Genomic DNA, 15,959 nt, shown 5'->3' on the forward strand with positions numbered 1-15,959 from the left:
GCGGCTGGACTCCCGGCGCCCGACTCGATCGCGAACGACCGGCCGGTGCGGATCGGGGGGTGCCGGGCAGGCTGGCGTGGGCGACCACGCGGTAGTCGGCGGCGTGCCGCTTCGTGTACACCGTGCGGCTGCGCCGGAGGAAACCAGCGATGGCACGGCGGCTCCAGTGCGCCGTGGAGTTCGCGATCGACGTGATCGCTGGCCGTGCTCCTCGCTGTCTTGCAGGGCGCGGGTGTCGCCACGGCGAGCCGATGCCGACGCGGCAAAGGCGCGAGCTGGCGGCTGCCGGTGGGTGACAGCCAGCGCCGTGGCGCCCGTGCCGCGGCGCCCGTGCCGCGGCGCCCGCCCGAGCGGGGTCTCCGCCGCGCCGCCAGCGAGGGGATCCGCTCGGCGAGTGATGGCCGCTTGGTGTCAGAACGCGCTTCTCGTCTGGCAGAAGTCGTTAACTTCACCGGAGCAGGAACTCGGAAAGGACCCCTCATGCGCACTCGCCCGGCCGTCGTGCTCGCAGCCGGCCTGCTTCTCGTCGCCGGCTGCTCGACCGGCGGACAGCCATCGGCCCTCCCGGAGCTCCCCGCGCCGAGCAAGGAGCTCGTCGCGTGGGCGGACACGGTGTGCACCAGCGTGAAGCTCGTCGACGGCCTCCGGTCGCACGCCGACTCCGGGTACTACGCCTCGGCGGTGACCACCGACGTGGTCGCCGCGCTGGAGACCCTGGACGTGCTCCGGCCGTCCGGGATCAAGCAGGCCGACAGCTACGTCGGCGGCCTGGTGAAGGCCCTCGAGCGGCTACGGGACCAGCTGCCGACCGGCGAGGAGGGGCAGCAGGTCGACGCGGCACGGATCACCGCGCTCGTCGACGAGGTCGGGAAGCAGAAGCCCGCGCTCAGCAGGCTCGCCGGACGCACGCGGGCCCTCGGGCCGTCCTACCACCTCGCCCCGCGGTGCGCGCCGCTGAAGCGCCCGCCGGAGTCGGCCACCCGCGCGACGCGCGCGCTGGTGACGTGGGCGGACACGATGTGCGAGGGCGTGTCGTCGATCGAGACGCTGCCGGCGGCGGGCGACGAGCTGCTCAAGCACCCGAGGTTCGCGCAGTTCGAGGACATGGAGCTGTCGTCTTACCTCACGTCGGTTCATAGCCAGGTAGCGTCCATTGTGGACCCACTGGCGGGGCTGGAGGAGACCCGCGTCGCCGAGGTCGACGCCTACCGCGACGAGCTGGTCGGCGCGCTGCGCGACGCCGCGTCCCGGCTGCCGCGGCAGACCTCGGCACTCGATCTCCACGACGTCCCGCTCGGACAGCTGCGGGAGCGGGCGAGCCAGGCGGCCGCCACCGTGTCGGCGCTCGAGCCGAAGGCCAGGGAGCTGCCGGACCTGGCACGCAGGCACCCCGCACTCGCCGACGCCTACCACCTGGCACCGCACTGCGACGATGAGCCGCCGACCCCGGCGACCACCGCCACGCTCCCGAAGGCGGAGAACGGGACGGACTTCGCCGTGTGCCAGGGCGGCACGTGCCAGATTGAGGTCTCCGAGCCGAAGGACGTCACCGTGCGGGGCAACGTCTTCACGATCGCCGTGAGCGACGGCACGGTGTGGCTGGCGAGCGGCAGCGGCCTGATCCGCCTGACAGGACCGGGAACGGCGCAGTTCGGAGCGGCCGGGGCGACGGTGGTCTTCGACGTCGTGGCCTCCACCGACACCGCCGCCGTGCTGGACGTCTCCACCACGGACTAGCGCGACGCGCAGGCGGCGCCTCGCCGCGTTGCCCGCAGGTACACCAGCCCTCCGGATCGCCGCTCGCCACGGGCGGGGTTGTTCAGAACACCAGTGCGTCAGCTCCCGGCTCATCGGAGGGTCAGCGGGGTCTCGCACGCGACGCGGGTCAGCTTCTCCGGGTTGCGGACGTAGTACGCGCCGGTGATGCGGCCGTCCTCGATCCGGACCGCCATGACCCCGTCGAGCTCGCCGCCCAGGCGCAGAACGAGTGCCGGGTTGCCGTTGACCACGGTGGACTCACCGGTGATCGTGCCTTCGGCCTTGCCGAGGCTGCCGACCATGAAGCGAACCAGCTTGTCGGCGCCGACCACGGGCCGCAGCGCGGCCTGCTTGACGCCGCCGCCGTCGCTCACCAGCACGACATCGGGGGCGAGCACGTCGAGGAGGCTCTGTACGTCCCTGGTCTCGAGTGCGCGCCGGACCGACTCCAGCACCTCCCGGGCCTCGTGCGGGGAGACCACCTGGCGAGGACGGCGGGCGTCGACGTGCCGGCGGGCGCGGTAGGCGATCTGGCGGACGGCCGCGGGGCTCTTGTCCACGGCGGCCGCGATGTCCTCGTAGCTGATCTCGAAGGCCTCGCGCAGCACGAAGACGGCGCGCTCGGTGGGCGACAGCGTCTCGAGGACGAGCATCATCGCCATCGACACGCTCTCGGCGAGCTCGACGTCCTCGGCCACGTCCGGTGTGGTGAGCAGCGGTTCGGGCAGCCAGGGGCCGACGTACGCCTCCTTGCGGCGGGTCATGGTGCGGAGTCGGTTGAGCGACTGCCGGGTGGTGATCCGGACCAGGTACGCGCGCTGGTCGCGTACCTGCTCCAGGTCCACTTTGACCCACCGCAGCCAGGTCTCCTGGAGGATGTCCTCCGCGTCGGCCGCCGAGCCGAGCATCTCGTATGCGACGGTGAAGAGCAGGTTGCGGTGGGCGACGAAGGCGTCCGTCGCCGGGTCGGTGGCGTGATCGCTCAACGTCGACCGCCTCTCCTTCACGGGTCGTTCAGCGGGCGGCCGGCGCCTCGTCGCGCATGGCCTGGAGCCGCTCCCGACGCTTGGCGTCCTTGAACTTCCAGGTGTACGAGCCGGGCTCGCGGCCCTCGTCCGCCAGCCGGTGGACCAGATCCCGCATAGCCCGCGCCTTGATCTTCGCGGCAAGGCGGCCGCCGAGGTAGAACCCCTTCACGGTGTCGTCGCCGGCGGCGAGCTGCACGGTGGCGGCGCGGCTGCCCACGCCGATGCACTGGCCGAAGAACCCCAGGTCGATGGTCGCAGGTTTCGCTCCGGCGATCCGGTCGAGCACCGTGTCCGCGGCGTGCGCGCCCAGCGGAGTCGCGGACTGGCAGCTCATGCGCAGCGGCAGGCCCGATGGGGCCGCCGAGTCTCCGGCGGCGACGATGTGCGCGTCGTCCACGCTCGTCAACGTCTCATCGGTGAGCAGACGCCCCATGGCGTCGGTGCTGAGCCCGCTGCGGGCGGCCAGGTCCGGCACGCCGAACCCGGCGGTCCAGATGGTCACCTCGCTAGGAAGCTCGCGGCCGTCGCCGAGCCGCACGGCGTCGCGGGTCACGGCCGTGACCTCCGCGCCGGGGCCGTCGAGCACGGTCACCCCGAGCCTGGCCAGCTGCCTGGCGACCGAGCGCCGGCCTCGTGGGTGCAGGTACGGACCGAGCACCCCGCCGCAGACGAGGGTCACGGCGCGGCCCTCCTCCGCCAGCTCGGCGGCGACCTCGATGCCCGTCGCACCGGCTCCGACCACGGTCACCGGGGCGGTGGCGGGCGCGGCCTCGAGGACCGACCGCAGCCGCCGCGCCTCCTCCAGGGTGGCGACCGGATAGGCGAACTCGGTCGCGCCGGAGACGCGGGGCCCGGCGCTGCCACTGCCCAGCGCGTAGACCAGGTAGTCGTAGGCGACGCCCTCGCCGCTCGCCAACGTCACCGCGCGCCGGGCCGGGTCGATCCGGGTCGCGGTGTCGACGACCAGTCGGACGCGCTCGGCCAGGATCTCCCGGTAGTCGACGATCGCGTCGTGCGAACCGCCCACCAGCTGGTGCAGGCGGATCCGGTGGACGAAGCTCGGGCGCGGGTTGACCAGGGTCACGGTCACGTCGTCGCGCCGCGTCAGCCGGTTGGCCGCCATGACGCCGGCGTACCCGCCGCCGATCACGACGACCTCGGTGTTCTCAGCCATGGTGTCTCCTTCGCTCGTGGGCGTTCGACCTCAGGACACCGGGCGACCGCTGGCTGTAACAGCCCGTGGGACAGATCACTACAGAAGCCGACGTGGGATGTCGGCAGCCAGGGTGAGAACTCGGTGAGCGCCCGGCCGAGCAGGCCGGGCGCTCGCCGTGGGGATGTGGCCGGCTTCCGGGACGCGCGCCAGTGTGGCCTGCGGGATCTCCGCGGCGAACCGCTCGGCGTGGTCCGCCGTCTCGAAGGCGTCGTCCCGTGGGCCTCCGCAGGGCGGACCTTCCGCGAGACCCGGTAGGCGAGGGCGGCCGGCCCGCCGCGACTCGCGATGGGCGCTCGTATGCCGTGCCCCCGCACCCGGCGGGAGGGCTAGAAGTTGCCCTTCGCCGACCAGCCGCCGTCCACCGCGTAGGTCAGCCCCGTCAGGAAGGAGCCCTCCCGGAAGAAGTAGGCGACCATCGAGGCGATCTCCTCGGGGCGGCCGAGCCGCCGGATGAGGTGCGAGTTCGCGTTGGCCTGCTTCATCTCCGGCGTGATGTCGCCCAGGATGGGGGTGTCGATCGTGCCTGGTGCGATGGCGTTGACGAGGATGTTGCGGTCGGCGTACTCGAAGGCGGCCTGCCGGGTGAGCGCGGCGACACCGCCCTTGGCGGCGCTGTAGGACGCCAGGTTCGGCAGGCCGCGCAGCGCGGCCAGCGAGGAGATGTTCACGATCCGCCCGCCGCCGTTGTCGATCATCCCGGGGATCACCGCGCGCATGCCCAGCCACGGTCCCTTGAGATCGGTGTCGATGACGTGGTCCCACGCCTCCTCCGTGAGCCCGGTGACCGTGTCCTCGCTGATCATGTTCACCACGCCGGCGACGTTGGCGAGATAGTCGATGCGCCCGTGCCGCTCGAGCAGCCCTTCGACGGCGGAGGTCCAGTCCCGCGCGGAGCGGATGTCCAGCGACACCGGCTCGGCCGAACCGCCCGCCGCCTCGATGCTCTTGACGGTGCTCGCGGTGTCCTGGATGTCGGCGCAGGCCACGTGGGCGCCGTCCGCGGCGAGCCGTTCGGCGGTGGCGCGGCCGATTCCCTGTGCGGCTCCGGTGACGATGGCGGTGCCGGTGACGGTGCTGGCGAGGGGCATCTTCGACCTCCGTGCGGGGTTGCCGTGCAGTGCTGCCCCGAGTCAATCCCGTGGAGTGTCGGCCGTACAGGGATCGTCCGGCGGCCCGTTGTCGGCCGCCACAACGGCTCACCAGCCGGCGAGATCCAGGATCTGGAACGCGAGCCGGGCCTGCAGCAGGCCGTCGAGCGTCGCGGGGTCCCGCTGCACGAGCTTGCGGATCTTGCCGAGCCGGTAGCGGATCGTGTTCTCGTGCACGCCCAGCTCCGTGGCCGTGGCCTGCACCTTGCCCTCGGCCCGGACGAAGGCGCGCCAGGTGTCGAGCAACGTGCCGTCGTCCTCGGCGCGCAGCGGGCCGATGAACCCGTGGGCGAAGTGCACGGCCTCCTTGACACGGCCGCTCGCCGCGACCACGCGGAACAGCCCGAGCTCGTCGGCCGTGAGCACCCCGCCGCCCCAGTCGAACGACCGCGCGAGCTCCTCCACCTCGCGCAGTTCCTTGTGCGCCATGGGGAAGTCCTCGGGAGCGCGGCACACGGCGGAGATCACGGCGGTGTGAATGTTCAGCACCGGCGACAGCGTCTCGCGCACGCCGGCGATGGTGTCCCGCAGCGACTCCGGCACCGCCCGGTCGCGAGACAGCGGCACCAGTGCGATCACCGCGCCGGGCAGGCTCACCGCGGCGGGATCGGACTCGCCGAGAGCCGCGGCGAGCTGCTGGATCACCAGCCTGCGGCCCGCCGACACGCTCACGTGCTGGTCGGCCTTGCCCAGGGAGAACCGCACGAGCACGTGGGGCCGCGTGAGGTCGATGCCGAACTGCGGGCTGCGCCGCACCAGCTGTTCGGCGTCGCGCGTGTTGTGCAGTAGATCGGACAGGTAGTCCTCGCGGGCCTGACCCTCGGCCTCGGCCTGCCTGCGCTCGGAGAGGATCTGCAGCGAGAGCACCGTGGCGCCGTGCTCGGCCAGCTTGCTGTCCCGGTGCTCCAGGCTGCGGCCGACCTCCACGATCCCGACGTAGCCGCTGGGCTGGCCCTCGATCACGAGCCGGCACATGAGGTGCCTGCGGCCGAGCCCCACGGCCAGCGTTCTGGGCACCACGGCCGACGGGCAGCTCGCGCTGAGCCCGGCGAGCGTCCCGCGCACCGACGGCAGCTCCCGCACGCGGGGCGCGAGCACCGGCGGCTCGGTCATCTTGAGACCCGGCGGCGCCGACCAGGCCAGCACCTGGAAGTCCTCGTTGTAGAGCACCACGGGCTTGGCCGACAGCTCGCCGAGCAGCGTCACCACGGTCTGGATGCTGGCGCCGTCGAGCACCGCGTTGGTGAGTTTCTGGTGCACGTCCGCGAGGTGGGCGAGCATGTTCTTCTGCCGCACCACCTCGGCGGCCTTGCGCTTGAGGTGCGCGTTGAGCATCGCCTGGCGCAGGAACAGCGCGCCGAGCCGGGCGAACAGCTCGGCGAGCGCCACGTCCTCGTCGGTGTAGACGTGCTCCTGCTCGACGTTGTCCACGAAGATCAGGCCGATGACCTTGCCGTCGAACACGAGCGGCACACCCAGCATGGCCCGGACCCGCCAGTGCTCCATCGTGCGGCGGTGCGGGCGCGGGTCCCTGCGCACGTCGTCGATCAGCACAGGGGCGGCCGTCTCGATCACCTCGCGGCTGAACCGGTCGCCCCTGATCCCGGCCTCCTGGGTCTGCACGGCGGCCGAGATGTCGCCCTCGTGCTCGCAGTAGCCCGCGGCGCCGCGGAACCGGTCGTCCTCGTGGCGCAGGTACACCGAACAGCGGGTGACGCCGAGCAGGTGGCACAGCTGCTTGCCGAGCAGCCCGAGCAGGTCCTCCAGCCGCGTGGTGGTGATGGCCTCGGTGGTGATCTCGCTGAAGGCGGCGATGACCTCGCGTTCGCGGTGGGACGCCGCGGAGCGGGACGCGTGCACCGCCCGCAGCCGCGGCGCGACGGCGTTCGCGGTCGTTTCGCGCATCGAGAACCGCCTTCACCATTGAGTGCGGGCAAAGCTGGAGGTCACTGTGCCTTACCGTGCGCCTGACGTCCATGCCCCCAGCGGGCGGTGCGCCCCGGTTCGGCCAGCTCGTGGCCCATCCGCTCGCGCTTGGTCCGCAGGTAGCGAACGTTGTGCGGGGTCGGGGACACCGGCAGCCGGACGCGCCCGACGATGTCGAGCCCGTGCCCGTCGAGGCCGCCGTACTTGGCGGGGTTGTTCGTGATGAGCCGCAGCCTGCGAATCCCGAGGTCGGTGAGGATCTGGGCGCCGATGCCGTAGCTGCGCGAGTCGACGGGCAGGCCCTGCGCGAGGTTGGCGTCCACCGTGTCGAGGCCCTGTTCCTGCAGGGCGTACGCGCGGATCTTGTGCGCGAGCCCGATGCCGCGGCCCTCGTGCCCGCGCAGGTAGACCACCACGCCGCAGCCCTCGTCGGCCACCGCCCGCAGGGCCTGTTCGAGCTGGGCGCCGCAGTCGCAGCGCAGGGAGCCGAGGATGTCGCCGGTGAGGCACTCGCTGTGCACGCGCACCAGCGCGCCCGCCTCGGTGCGGCCCGCGGTGGCCACGTCGCCGAGCACCAGCGCCAGGTGCTCCGTGCCGTCGAGCGTCGAGCGGTAGGCCACGGCGCGGAAGTCGCCGAACTCGGTGGGCATCGCGGCGTTCGCGACCGGCTCCACCAGCCGTTCCGTAGCCCTGCGGTAACGGACGAGGTCGGCGATGCGCAGCATCGGCAGGTCGTGGCGCTCGGCGAACGCGGTGAGCGCCGCGCCGCGCAGCATCGAACCGTCGTCGGTCACGAGTTCGCCGATCACGCCGACGTCCCCGGCCCCGGCCAGTCCCACCAGGTCGACGGCCGCCTCGGTGTGCCCGGCCCGCACGAGCACTCCACCCTCGCGCGCCCGCAGCGGGAAGATGTGGCCGGGCCTGCGCAGGTCGCCCGCGTGCGTCGCGGGGTCGGCCAGCGCGCGGACCGTCGTGGCGCGGTCGTGCGCGGACACGCCCGTGCCGGTGTGCGCGTGGTCGACGCTCACCGTGAACGCCGTGGCGTGCAGGTCGGTGTTGTCGGCGACCATCTGCGGCAGGCGCAGGGCGTCGGCCCGCTCTCCGGTCATCGGCGCGCACACGATGCCCGTGCTGTGCCGCACGAGGAAGGCCATCCGCTCCGGGGTCATCGACGCCGCCGCCGCGACCAGATCGCCCTCGTCCTCCCGGTCGGCGTCGTCGAGCACCACGATCATCCGGCCCTGGGCGAGCGCGGCGACGGCGTGCTGCACGGCCTCGCCGGGCGAGACCGGCACTTCGGGTGTCCCGGGCGTCAGCATCGCTCACCCGTCACGGGAAGGTGCGTGCCGAAGCCACGCGCGTGGTAGGTCAGCGGCGAGACTGCCAGCCGTTGCGCGGCGTCCACGAGGCCAAGCGCGATCACGTGATCGCCGCCGCTGACGAGCTGGTGCACCCGGCAGGCGAGCCAGCCGGCCACGCCCGGCAACCGGGGCAGCCCGTGCTCGGTCCGCCACGGCACGCCCTGGAACTTGTCGGCTCCCTTGCGTGCGAACCGGGTCGCCAGTGCCTGCTGACCGCTCGCGAGCACGTTCAGCCCGAACCGGCCCCGCGCGCGCACCAGCGCCAGCAGCTCCGAGCGCCGGTCGAGGGCGGCCAGCACCATCGGGGGCTCCAGCGACAGCGAGGCGAACGCGCTCACGGTGGTGCCGTGTGGACGATCGCCGTCCATTGTGGTCACCACGGCGACCGGGGTGCACACCCCGGACATCACCTCGCGAAAGTCGTCCGTCAGCGAGGGCGAGCTCACGGTCTCCATCTGCGACTCCAGCGTCGTCGAGCGCCGTGGCCCCGGACCGGTCCGGGGCCACGGCGGGAGTTCACACTCCGGCGGGGGTGCGGGCCTTGATCTTGTGCAGCTCGGGCACGACCTTCTCGCCGAACAGCTTCATGCTCGCCTCGGCCTTGTCGAGTGGCAGGCCGCCGAAGCAGAACGCGGCGTTGGCCATGAAGTTCCCGCCGATCTCGGCGCGCTCGGCGTACCTCTCCACGATCTGCTCCGGGGTGCCCCACACGTTGGCGTCGACGTAGGCGCTCGCCGCGGCCTCCATGCCGGCCTCCCGGATCATGTCCGCCCCGACCTGGTAGGCCTCGTATCCCTTGGTCTCCCGCCAGTGGGAGCCCGCGAAGTCGTAGTGCTTGATCACGGAGAGGAAGTACCGCGAGATGTGCTCGTGCGCGACGCGCTTCGCCTCCTCGGGGTCCTCGTGGCAGTACACGAAGTCCTGGATCAGCGCCGGTCCCGGCTCGGTGCCGTGCTTCTCCCGGTGCAGGCCACGCCAGCGCTCCAGCGCCTCGACGTGCGTGGGGAAGTCGTACTGCATGAACGTCATCATCTGCGCGCCCAGATCGGCGACCGCCGGGATCGAGTCCGGCGACATCGCGACACCGAACAGCCTGCCGTCCCACGAGCGGCTCCCGCCGGGCCGGACGTTCACCCTCGGCTGTGGGTAGAACGGCCCTTCGTTCTCCACGTAGCCGTCCCGCAGCCCGCGGATGATCATCGCGGCGGCCTCGTCGAACCGGCCGCGCGACTCGTTCATGTCCACGCGGAAGCCCTCGTACTCCATCTTCGCGAGGCCCCGGCCCATGCCGAACAGCACGCGGCCGTTCGACATGTGGTCGAGCATCACGACCTTCTCCACCACGCGCAGCGGGTCGTTCCACGGCAGGATCACCGCACCCGTGCCGAGTTTGATCCGCGAGGTCTGGCCGGCGATGTAGGCCATGATCTGAAGGTTGTCCGGACACATCGAGTAGTCGTCGAAGTGGTGCTCCGCCGACCACACCGAGTCGAAGCCGTACTGCTCGGCGAGCACGCCCATCTTCAGCTCGCGTGTGAAGACCTCCTCGTCGCTGACGTTCTCGAACCAGTTCTGGAAGACCAGCAGCATGCCGACGTCCATGGGAAATCCTTTCTGTCGTGAGTGTTCGGCGTCGCGTTCAGGGCGCCAGGAAGATCGCGCGGGTGTGCTCGGTGTCCAGGAACTCCTTGACGCTCTGGATCTTCCCGTCGCGCACCTCGAACACGAAGTGGTAGAGGTTGTTGTAGACCCGGCCGTTCTTCAGCTCCGAATAGGACTCGGTCTCGACGGCGACCCGGTCACCCTCGGCTGTCCAGGCCAGTGGAGTGAGCCGGATGGCGCCGGTGACGGTCGACGCGGAGATCCCCGACAGCATCTCCCCGAACTCCCGCTTGCTCTTGGTTCCGGAGATGCCGTCCAGGTCGCCCGCCACCCACCACGTGGCGGACTCGGAGAGGAAGGACAGGATCCCGTCGACGTCGCCCGTGGAGAAGACCTCCATGAACGAGGCGACGGTGTCCTTGTTGAGCTCCTCGACGGTCTTGGTGCCAGTGCCGGTCGTCATCAGCGGTCGCTCCTCATTGAACGGTGGGCCTTGGACTCTGTTGTGGACGCTAGCCAGGGTTTCCGGCCCGGCGAACAGCCGATCCGGGCGGGCGTTGGAGGTCGGCACAACGCCGCATCACCTGCCTCCCCCGAACGTGGCGAGCAGGCCGCCGTCCACGGGCACCGTCGCGCCGGTCATGTAGGTGGAGCCGGCCACCGCAACGATCACCTCGGCGATCTCCCGCGCCGTTCCCGTCCGTCCGAACGGGATGGTGTCGACCACGCGCTGCCGCGCCCGCTCGCTGAGGCCCGCGGTCATGTCGGTGTCCACGAAACCGGGCACGACGAGGTTCACCCGGATGCCGCGAGGGGCGAGTTCCACGGCCAGCACCTGCGTGAGCCCGCTCAGCCCCGCCTTGGCCGAGCCGTAGGCGACGTCGCCGGGGAAGCCGCGCAGCCCCACCACCGCGCCCACGTTGACCACGGCCGCGCCCGCGCGCAGCACCGGGGTCACGGCACGGCACACCTCGAAGGCGCCGGTCAGATTGGTGGCGAGCACCTCGTCCCAGGCCGCCCGGTCGATCCCGTCGATCCGGCCACCCCGGTGCACCCCGGCGCTGTTGACCACCACATCGATCCCGCCGAACTGCTCCCGCACGGTCTCGATACCGCGGCGGATGGACTCGGGATCGGTCACGTCCGTCTTCACCTCGAGCAACCGCTCCGGCAGGCCCGCCCGGTCGGCGGCGGGGGAGCGGGAGAACGTCGCGACGTCCGCTCCCGCCGCGGCGGCGCGCTCGACCACGGCCCGGCCGATGCCGCGGGAGCCGCCCGTCACCAGCCACGTGCTCATCGGCCGAGGAACCCGGTGAGCTCGGCGAGGTAGGTGTCGCGGTCCTCCAGGAACGGCGCGTGCCCGCAGCCCGGGAACGCGACGAGCTTCGCGTCGCGGCACAGGTCCATCGCGGCCTCGCCGCCGGAGAACGGCACGAACGCGTCGTCCGTGCCGTGCAGGGAAAGCACGGGGACGTCCACACCCGCCAGCTTCTCGCGCTGGTCCATTCCGGCCAGATCCCACAGCGAGTGGTCGCCGCGGGGCCCCATCTCCAGGAACATGCCCCACAGCCAGTTGACCACCTCGGCGCTGACCGGTGCCGCGCAGACCGCGTCGGCGACGCCCTTGAGGGTGGTGGCGCGGTCGGCGGCGAGCCCGTCGAGCACGCCGCGCACGTCGTCGAGCGACCCGCCGTGCGGCCAGTCCGGCGCCGAGGTGTAGCGCGGCGTCGCGCCGCCCGACAGCACCAGCCCGCCCGCGTTGCCGCCGAGCCTGCTGACGGCGTCGACGGCGACCGCTCCGCCGAGCGACCAGCCGTTGACGACCGGCCGGCGCAGTCCGAGCCGCTCGCAGAGCAGCGCGACGTCGGCGCCCAGCGCGCTGATCGAGACGTCCTCGAAGTCGTTGTCGGAGCGGCCGCACGTGCGCAGGTCCAGCAGCACCACCTCGTTGCCGTTGGCCCGCAGCGCGGGCGCGACGGTGTCCCAGCAACGGGCGTTGGCTCCCCAGCCGTGCACCAGCACGACCGGACGACCAGAGCCGTGGTGGTGCTCGAAGTAGATCCGCCTGCTTCCCTCGACCTCTAGATGTGCCATGGTTCCGCCTTTCTCTCTCTCGGGCTGGGCTCAGCGAATCGCGGCGACCTCGTCGCGCAGTGCGCGCGGCACGACCGGCGGCCGGTCGCGAAACCGCGGCAGGACGTGCTCGGCGAACAGCTCCAGCGAGCTGAGCACCTTCTCGTGCGCGAGGCCGCCGAAGCGCATCCAGCAGATCAGGTGCTGCAGGCCCGTTTCCTGGTACAGCGTCTCGATCTCGGTGACGAGCCCGTCCGGCTCGCCGACGTAGAGGACCCCGCTCTCGCGCAGCCCGTCCAGCGTCAGCCCGCCCGCCTCCTCCGAGGCGGCCACGAGCTCGGCGTAGCGCTCGTAGGTCCTCGGCACCTCGGGCCCGCTCGGCACGAGGTCGAGCACGTTGCGGTAGTACCAGGCCAGCGGCTCGGCGACGTTGGCCACGGCCTCCTCGGCGCTCCCGGCGAGGTGGATCTGCCAGTTCATCGGGAAGTCGAGCGAGAGCGGGTCACGCCCGCCCGCGATGAGCTTGCGCTTGATGTCCACCACGAGGCGATTCAGCTCGGGCAGCGTCATCAGGGTCGGCGTGATGAGCATGTTGTAGCCCTGCGAGGCGACCAGGTCGAACGTCTGTGGGCTGATCGAGGCGACGTACATCGGCGGGGTCGGCCGCTGCACCGGCGTCGGTCTGCACTCGACGGCGTCGATGTCGAAATGCTCGCCCTGGAACGAGAACGGCTCACCCGGCTTCCGGCTCCACAGCCCCCGGATGATCTCCAGCGCCTCGGCGAACACCTCGCGGCTGACGTCCTGCCGGTCGCCGACGCCCATGTTGTGGAACTCGCCGGGCTGGTACCCCCGGCCCGCGCCGAAGTCGAGCCGTCCCCCGGAGAGCACGTCGACCATCGCGTAGTCCTCGGCGACGCGCACCGGCCAGTCGAACGTCAGGTTGCTGACCGCGATGCCGATCCGCATCCGCTCCGTGCGCTCGGCGACGGCCGCGGCGGCGACCTGCGGCGAGGGCATCGAGCCGTAGTCGCTGCCGTGGTGCTCGGCCAGCCACACCTCGTCGAACCCGAGATGCTCGGCGTAGCTGATCTGCGCCAGCATCTCGCGGTAGGCCCTGGAGAAGTCGTGGTCAGGGCACTCCAGCACGTAGAACACGCCGAACCTCACGCGAACCTCCCGGCACGGCCCCGGTCGCGCAGGGCGCGTTTGTCGAGCTTGCCGACGCTCGTCCTCGGCAGCGCGTCGACCACGAGCACCTGCTCGGGCAACCACCACCGGGGCACGCGCTCGCGGAGGCCGGCGAGCAGGTCGGCGGGCTCGGTGTCCTCGGTGTCCTCGGCGGGCGGGTGGAGGACGACGAAGGCGAGCGGACGTTCCTGCCAGCGTTCGTGCGGGACGGCGATCACCGCGGCCTCGGCGACGGCCGGATCGTGCAGCAGCGCCTGCTCCAGCGCCACCGAACTGATCCACTCGCCACCGCTCTTGATCAGGTCCTTGGCGCGGTCGACGATCTCCAGGTAGCCGTCGGGGTCGATCGTGGCGACGTCGCCGGTGCGAAGCCAGCCGTCGGTGAAGCTCTCCGGGTGCTCGTCGCGGAAGTATGAGCCGGCCACCCACGGCCCCCGGACCAGCAGCTCGCCGGGGGTCTTGCCGTCGTGGGGCTGGTCGCGGCCCTCGTCGTCAACCAGCCGCCAGCGCAGGCCCGGCAGCAGCCTGCCCTGGGTGCGGACGAACCGCCGCCGCGCCGCGGGGTCGTGGTCGGCCGACGGCAGCGGCCGCGCGAACGTGCCCATCGGGCTGATCTCGGTCATGCCCCAGCCCTGGAAGACGGGGACGCCGAGGTCCTCGGTGAAGGTGCGCACCAGGTCGTCGCTCGGCGGCGAGCCGCCGAGCACGAGCGCGCGGAGGCTGCTCAGGTCGGTGCCCCGCGCGAGGGCGTACCGGGCCAGGTCGACCGCGACCGTGGGCACCATGCCTGTGTAGGTCACCCGCTCCGACTCGATGATCCGCGCGATGTCGGCCGGAGCCGGGCGCGGGCCGGGCAGCACCTGGTTCGCTCCGGTCATCAGCGCGGCGAACGGGATGCCCCAGGCGTTGGCGTGGAACATCGGCACGACGTGCAGCACGGTGTCGCGCTCGCTGATCGCGTGCCCGTCGGCGAGGCACGCGGCGAACGTGTGCAGGTACAGCGAGCGGTGGGAGTAGCCGACGCCCTTGGGCGGGCCGGTGGTGCCCGACGTGTAGCAGAGCGCGGCGAGGTCGTTCTCGCCCACATCGGGTGGGCCGGACAGCGGCGAGCCGGTCTCGATCAGGTCCTCGTAGTCCAGCACACCGGGCGCGCTGCCGTCCGTGCCGACGACGAACATGCCGGGGCGGGCCGCGCGCGCCTGCTCGAGGGCGGGCAGCAAGGCCGTGTCGGCCACCACGACCCGGTCGTCCGCGTGGTCGAGGATGTAGGCGATCTCGCCGGGTTCGAGCCGCAGGTTCACCGTGTGCAGCACCGCGCCGGCCAGCGGCACGGCGAGGTAGAGCTCCAGGTGGCGATCGTGGTTCCACGCCAGGGTGGCGACCCGGTCACCGGGCCGCACCCCCAGCTCCCTGAGCGCGCCCGCGAGCCGGGCGACCCGGTCGTAGTAGTCCCGGTAGCGGTAGCGGCGCCTTGGCCCGCCGTCGCCGTACTGCGCGATCTCCTTGTCGGGAAACAGCTCCCTGGAGCGATCGAGCAGGTCGGTGAGCAGCAGGGGAGTGGTCACGCCGCCACCTCGACCGCCAGCCGCTGCCGCACCTGCGGAACCACCTTCGTGGCCAGCAGCTCCACGCGCGCCGAGCCGCTCTCCACCGGCTCGCCAGGCAGCTGGGCCCAGAAGTGCACGTCCTTGATTTGCGGCCGGTCCCGCAGCAGGGTGGTCAGCTCGTCGACCGCCGTGGCCGGGTCCCACAGCTGGAAGGCGCCGGCGTCGAGGATCTGGCCGGGGTCGGTGAAGCGCGGGACTTCGTCAGGCGGGCCGAAAGCACCCCACGAGATGTAGTTGTTCAGCTGGTACAGCGCGTGCTCGCCGATCCGGGACCACTCGCGTTCCGGGTCCTCCGCGATCACCGCCCACTGGCCCGCGTAGATCTCGCCGTCCTCCGGGGACTTCCCGACCCGTTCCAGAGCATCCACATAGGACTGGTGATGGGCGTTCTGGGTGCTGAGGAAGCCGTCGCCGATGCGGGCGGCGCGTTCGATCGCCCGGTCGGCCATCGCGCCGACGAGCAGTTTCGGGGTCCGTTCCGGCGCGGGGGTGACGCGCACCGAGGGCAGCCGGAACCGCTTGCCCTCGAAGGGTTCGCCGCTTCCCGACCAGGCTCGGCGGATGAGCGCGATGCTCTCCTCCAGCAGGCTCGGCCGGTGGCGGAGGTCGCGGTCGAACGCCGCGAACTCCGGTGCCCAGTAGCCCTGCCCGACGCCGAGCTCGAACCGGCCGCCGGTGAGCAGCGAGACCGTGGCGGCGTCCTCGGCGAGGCGCACGGGGTTGTGCAGGGGGGCGACGATGAGGTTGGTGCCGATCGTCATCGTGGACGTGCGTTCCCCGATCGCCGCCGCCAGCGCGAACGGGGACGGGGTGTAGCCGTCGTCGCAGAAGTGATGCTCGGTCAGCCAGACGGAGCCAAGGCCGAGGGCCTCGGCCCAGGCGATCTGGTCGAGCGCCTCCCGGTAGAGGGTGCTGAACGGGCGATGCCAGCGCTGGGGGTTGCGGAAGTCGTACCAGAGTCCGAAGGTGCGGTCCTGCTCGCTCACGCCGTCTCCTTTGTCGACGTTGCCGGTGCCCGTCGAGCGTGCCCCGCCGGGTGCGGGTCGCCC

The 15,959-nt window shown here is 71.8% G+C and carries 14 protein-coding genes; 1 reads left to right on the forward strand and 13 read right to left on the reverse strand.

The features are described from left to right. Positions 1–480 precede the first annotated feature (480 nt). Positions 481–1,737, forward strand: coding sequence for a hypothetical protein (locus tag DI005_RS09600; RefSeq protein WP_113641899.1), 1,257 nt, complete (start codon positions 481–483; stop codon positions 1,735–1,737). 110 nt (positions 1,738–1,847) lie between these two features. Here DI005_RS09600 and DI005_RS09605 read toward each other — a convergent pair whose 3' ends face one another. From DI005_RS09605 to DI005_RS09660, 13 genes are all read right to left on the reverse strand, one after another. Then, entirely contained in the window at positions 1,848–2,744 is an 897-nt protein-coding gene (locus DI005_RS09605; RefSeq protein WP_113641900.1) for an RNA polymerase sigma-70 factor, read from the reverse strand. 28 nt (positions 2,745–2,772) lie between these two features. Further along, positions 2,773–3,960: an NAD(P)/FAD-dependent oxidoreductase gene (locus DI005_RS09610; RefSeq protein ID WP_113641901.1), complete on the reverse strand. Its 1,188-nt coding sequence runs from the start codon at positions 3,958–3,960 to the stop codon at positions 2,773–2,775. Between the two features lie 368 nt (positions 3,961–4,328). Continuing rightward, positions 4,329–5,090, reverse strand: coding sequence for an SDR family NAD(P)-dependent oxidoreductase (locus DI005_RS09615; RefSeq protein ID WP_112270166.1), 762 nt, complete (start codon positions 5,088–5,090; stop codon positions 4,329–4,331). Between the two features lie 108 nt (positions 5,091–5,198). Further along, the gene (locus DI005_RS09620) at positions 5,199–7,055 is read right to left on the reverse strand and encodes a GAF domain-containing protein (RefSeq protein ID WP_113641902.1); all 1,857 of its coding nucleotides are present in this window, start codon (positions 7,053–7,055) and stop codon (positions 5,199–5,201) included. A 41-nt stretch (positions 7,056–7,096) separates the two neighbouring features. Next, positions 7,097–8,395: a bifunctional 3,4-dihydroxy-2-butanone-4-phosphate synthase/GTP cyclohydrolase II gene (locus DI005_RS09625; protein WP_199542691.1), complete on the reverse strand. Its 1,299-nt coding sequence runs from the start codon at positions 8,393–8,395 to the stop codon at positions 7,097–7,099. Beyond that, positions 8,389–8,892, reverse strand: a complete 504-nt coding sequence (locus DI005_RS09630; protein WP_113641904.1) for a flavin reductase family protein — start codon at positions 8,890–8,892, stop codon at positions 8,389–8,391. Before DI005_RS09630 ends, DI005_RS09625 begins: the two co-directional genes overlap by 7 nt. 61 nt (positions 8,893–8,953) lie before the next feature. Next, positions 8,954–10,039, reverse strand: a complete 1,086-nt coding sequence (locus DI005_RS09635; protein WP_113641905.1) for an LLM class flavin-dependent oxidoreductase — start codon at positions 10,037–10,039, stop codon at positions 8,954–8,956. Positions 10,040–10,076: 37 nt separating this feature from the next. Further along, a complete protein-coding gene (locus tag DI005_RS09640) occupies positions 10,077–10,502 on the reverse strand; it encodes a nuclear transport factor 2 family protein (protein WP_113641906.1) in 426 nt (141 codons plus the stop codon). Between the two features lie 117 nt (positions 10,503–10,619). Continuing rightward, a complete protein-coding gene (locus tag DI005_RS09645; RefSeq protein WP_112270177.1) occupies positions 10,620–11,336 on the reverse strand; it encodes an SDR family NAD(P)-dependent oxidoreductase in 717 nt (238 codons plus the stop codon). Continuing rightward, the gene (locus tag DI005_RS38520) at positions 11,333–12,133 is read right to left on the reverse strand and encodes an alpha/beta fold hydrolase (protein ID WP_199542692.1); all 801 of its coding nucleotides are present in this window, start codon (positions 12,131–12,133) and stop codon (positions 11,333–11,335) included. The genes DI005_RS09645 and DI005_RS38520 overlap by 4 nt, the downstream gene beginning before the upstream one ends. A 30-nt stretch (positions 12,134–12,163) precedes the next feature. After that, entirely contained in the window at positions 12,164–13,282 is a 1,119-nt protein-coding gene (locus DI005_RS38525) for an LLM class flavin-dependent oxidoreductase (protein ID WP_199542694.1), read from the reverse strand. After that, a complete protein-coding gene (locus tag DI005_RS09655) occupies positions 13,279–14,868 on the reverse strand; it encodes a long-chain-fatty-acid--CoA ligase (RefSeq protein WP_113641907.1) in 1,590 nt (529 codons plus the stop codon). Before DI005_RS09655 ends, DI005_RS38525 begins: the two co-directional genes overlap by 4 nt. After that, on the reverse strand, positions 14,865–15,896 hold the full coding sequence (locus DI005_RS09660; protein ID WP_113641908.1) for an LLM class flavin-dependent oxidoreductase: 1,032 nt from the start codon (positions 15,894–15,896) through the stop codon (positions 14,865–14,867). Before DI005_RS09660 ends, DI005_RS09655 begins: the two co-directional genes overlap by 4 nt. Positions 15,897–15,959 lie beyond the last annotated feature (63 nt).

Source organism: Prauserella sp. PE36 (assembly GCF_003311655.1).
Lineage (GTDB): Bacteria > Actinomycetota > Actinomycetes > Mycobacteriales > Pseudonocardiaceae > Prauserella_A > Prauserella_A endophytica.

Excerpts from the sequence above, each read along its gene's own strand:
- DI005_RS38520 (WP_199542692.1), bottom strand. The coding sequence starts at position 12,133 with ATGGCACATCTAGAGGTCGAGGGAAGCAGGCGGATCTACTTCGAGCAC.
- DI005_RS09615 (WP_112270166.1), bottom strand. The coding sequence starts at position 5,090 with ATGCCCCTCGCCAGCACCGTCACCGGCACCGCCATCGTCACCGGAGCC.
- DI005_RS09625 (WP_199542691.1), bottom strand. The coding sequence starts at position 8,395 with ATGCTGACGCCCGGGACACCCGAAGTGCCGGTCTCGCCCGGCGAGGCC.
- DI005_RS09620 (WP_113641902.1), bottom strand. The coding sequence starts at position 7,055 with ATGCGCGAAACGACCGCGAACGCCGTCGCGCCGCGGCTGCGGGCGGTG.
- DI005_RS09645 (WP_112270177.1), bottom strand. The coding sequence starts at position 11,336 with ATGAGCACGTGGCTGGTGACGGGCGGCTCCCGCGGCATCGGCCGGGCC.
- DI005_RS09630 (WP_113641904.1), bottom strand. The coding sequence starts at position 8,892 with ATGGAGACCGTGAGCTCGCCCTCGCTGACGGACGACTTTCGCGAGGTG.
- DI005_RS09600 (WP_113641899.1), top strand. The coding sequence starts at position 481 with ATGCGCACTCGCCCGGCCGTCGTGCTCGCAGCCGGCCTGCTTCTCGTC.
- DI005_RS09635 (WP_113641905.1), bottom strand. The coding sequence starts at position 10,039 with ATGGACGTCGGCATGCTGCTGGTCTTCCAGAACTGGTTCGAGAACGTC.
- DI005_RS09610 (WP_113641901.1), bottom strand. The coding sequence starts at position 3,960 with ATGGCTGAGAACACCGAGGTCGTCGTGATCGGCGGCGGGTACGCCGGC.
- DI005_RS09640 (WP_113641906.1), bottom strand. The coding sequence starts at position 10,502 with ATGACGACCGGCACTGGCACCAAGACCGTCGAGGAGCTCAACAAGGAC.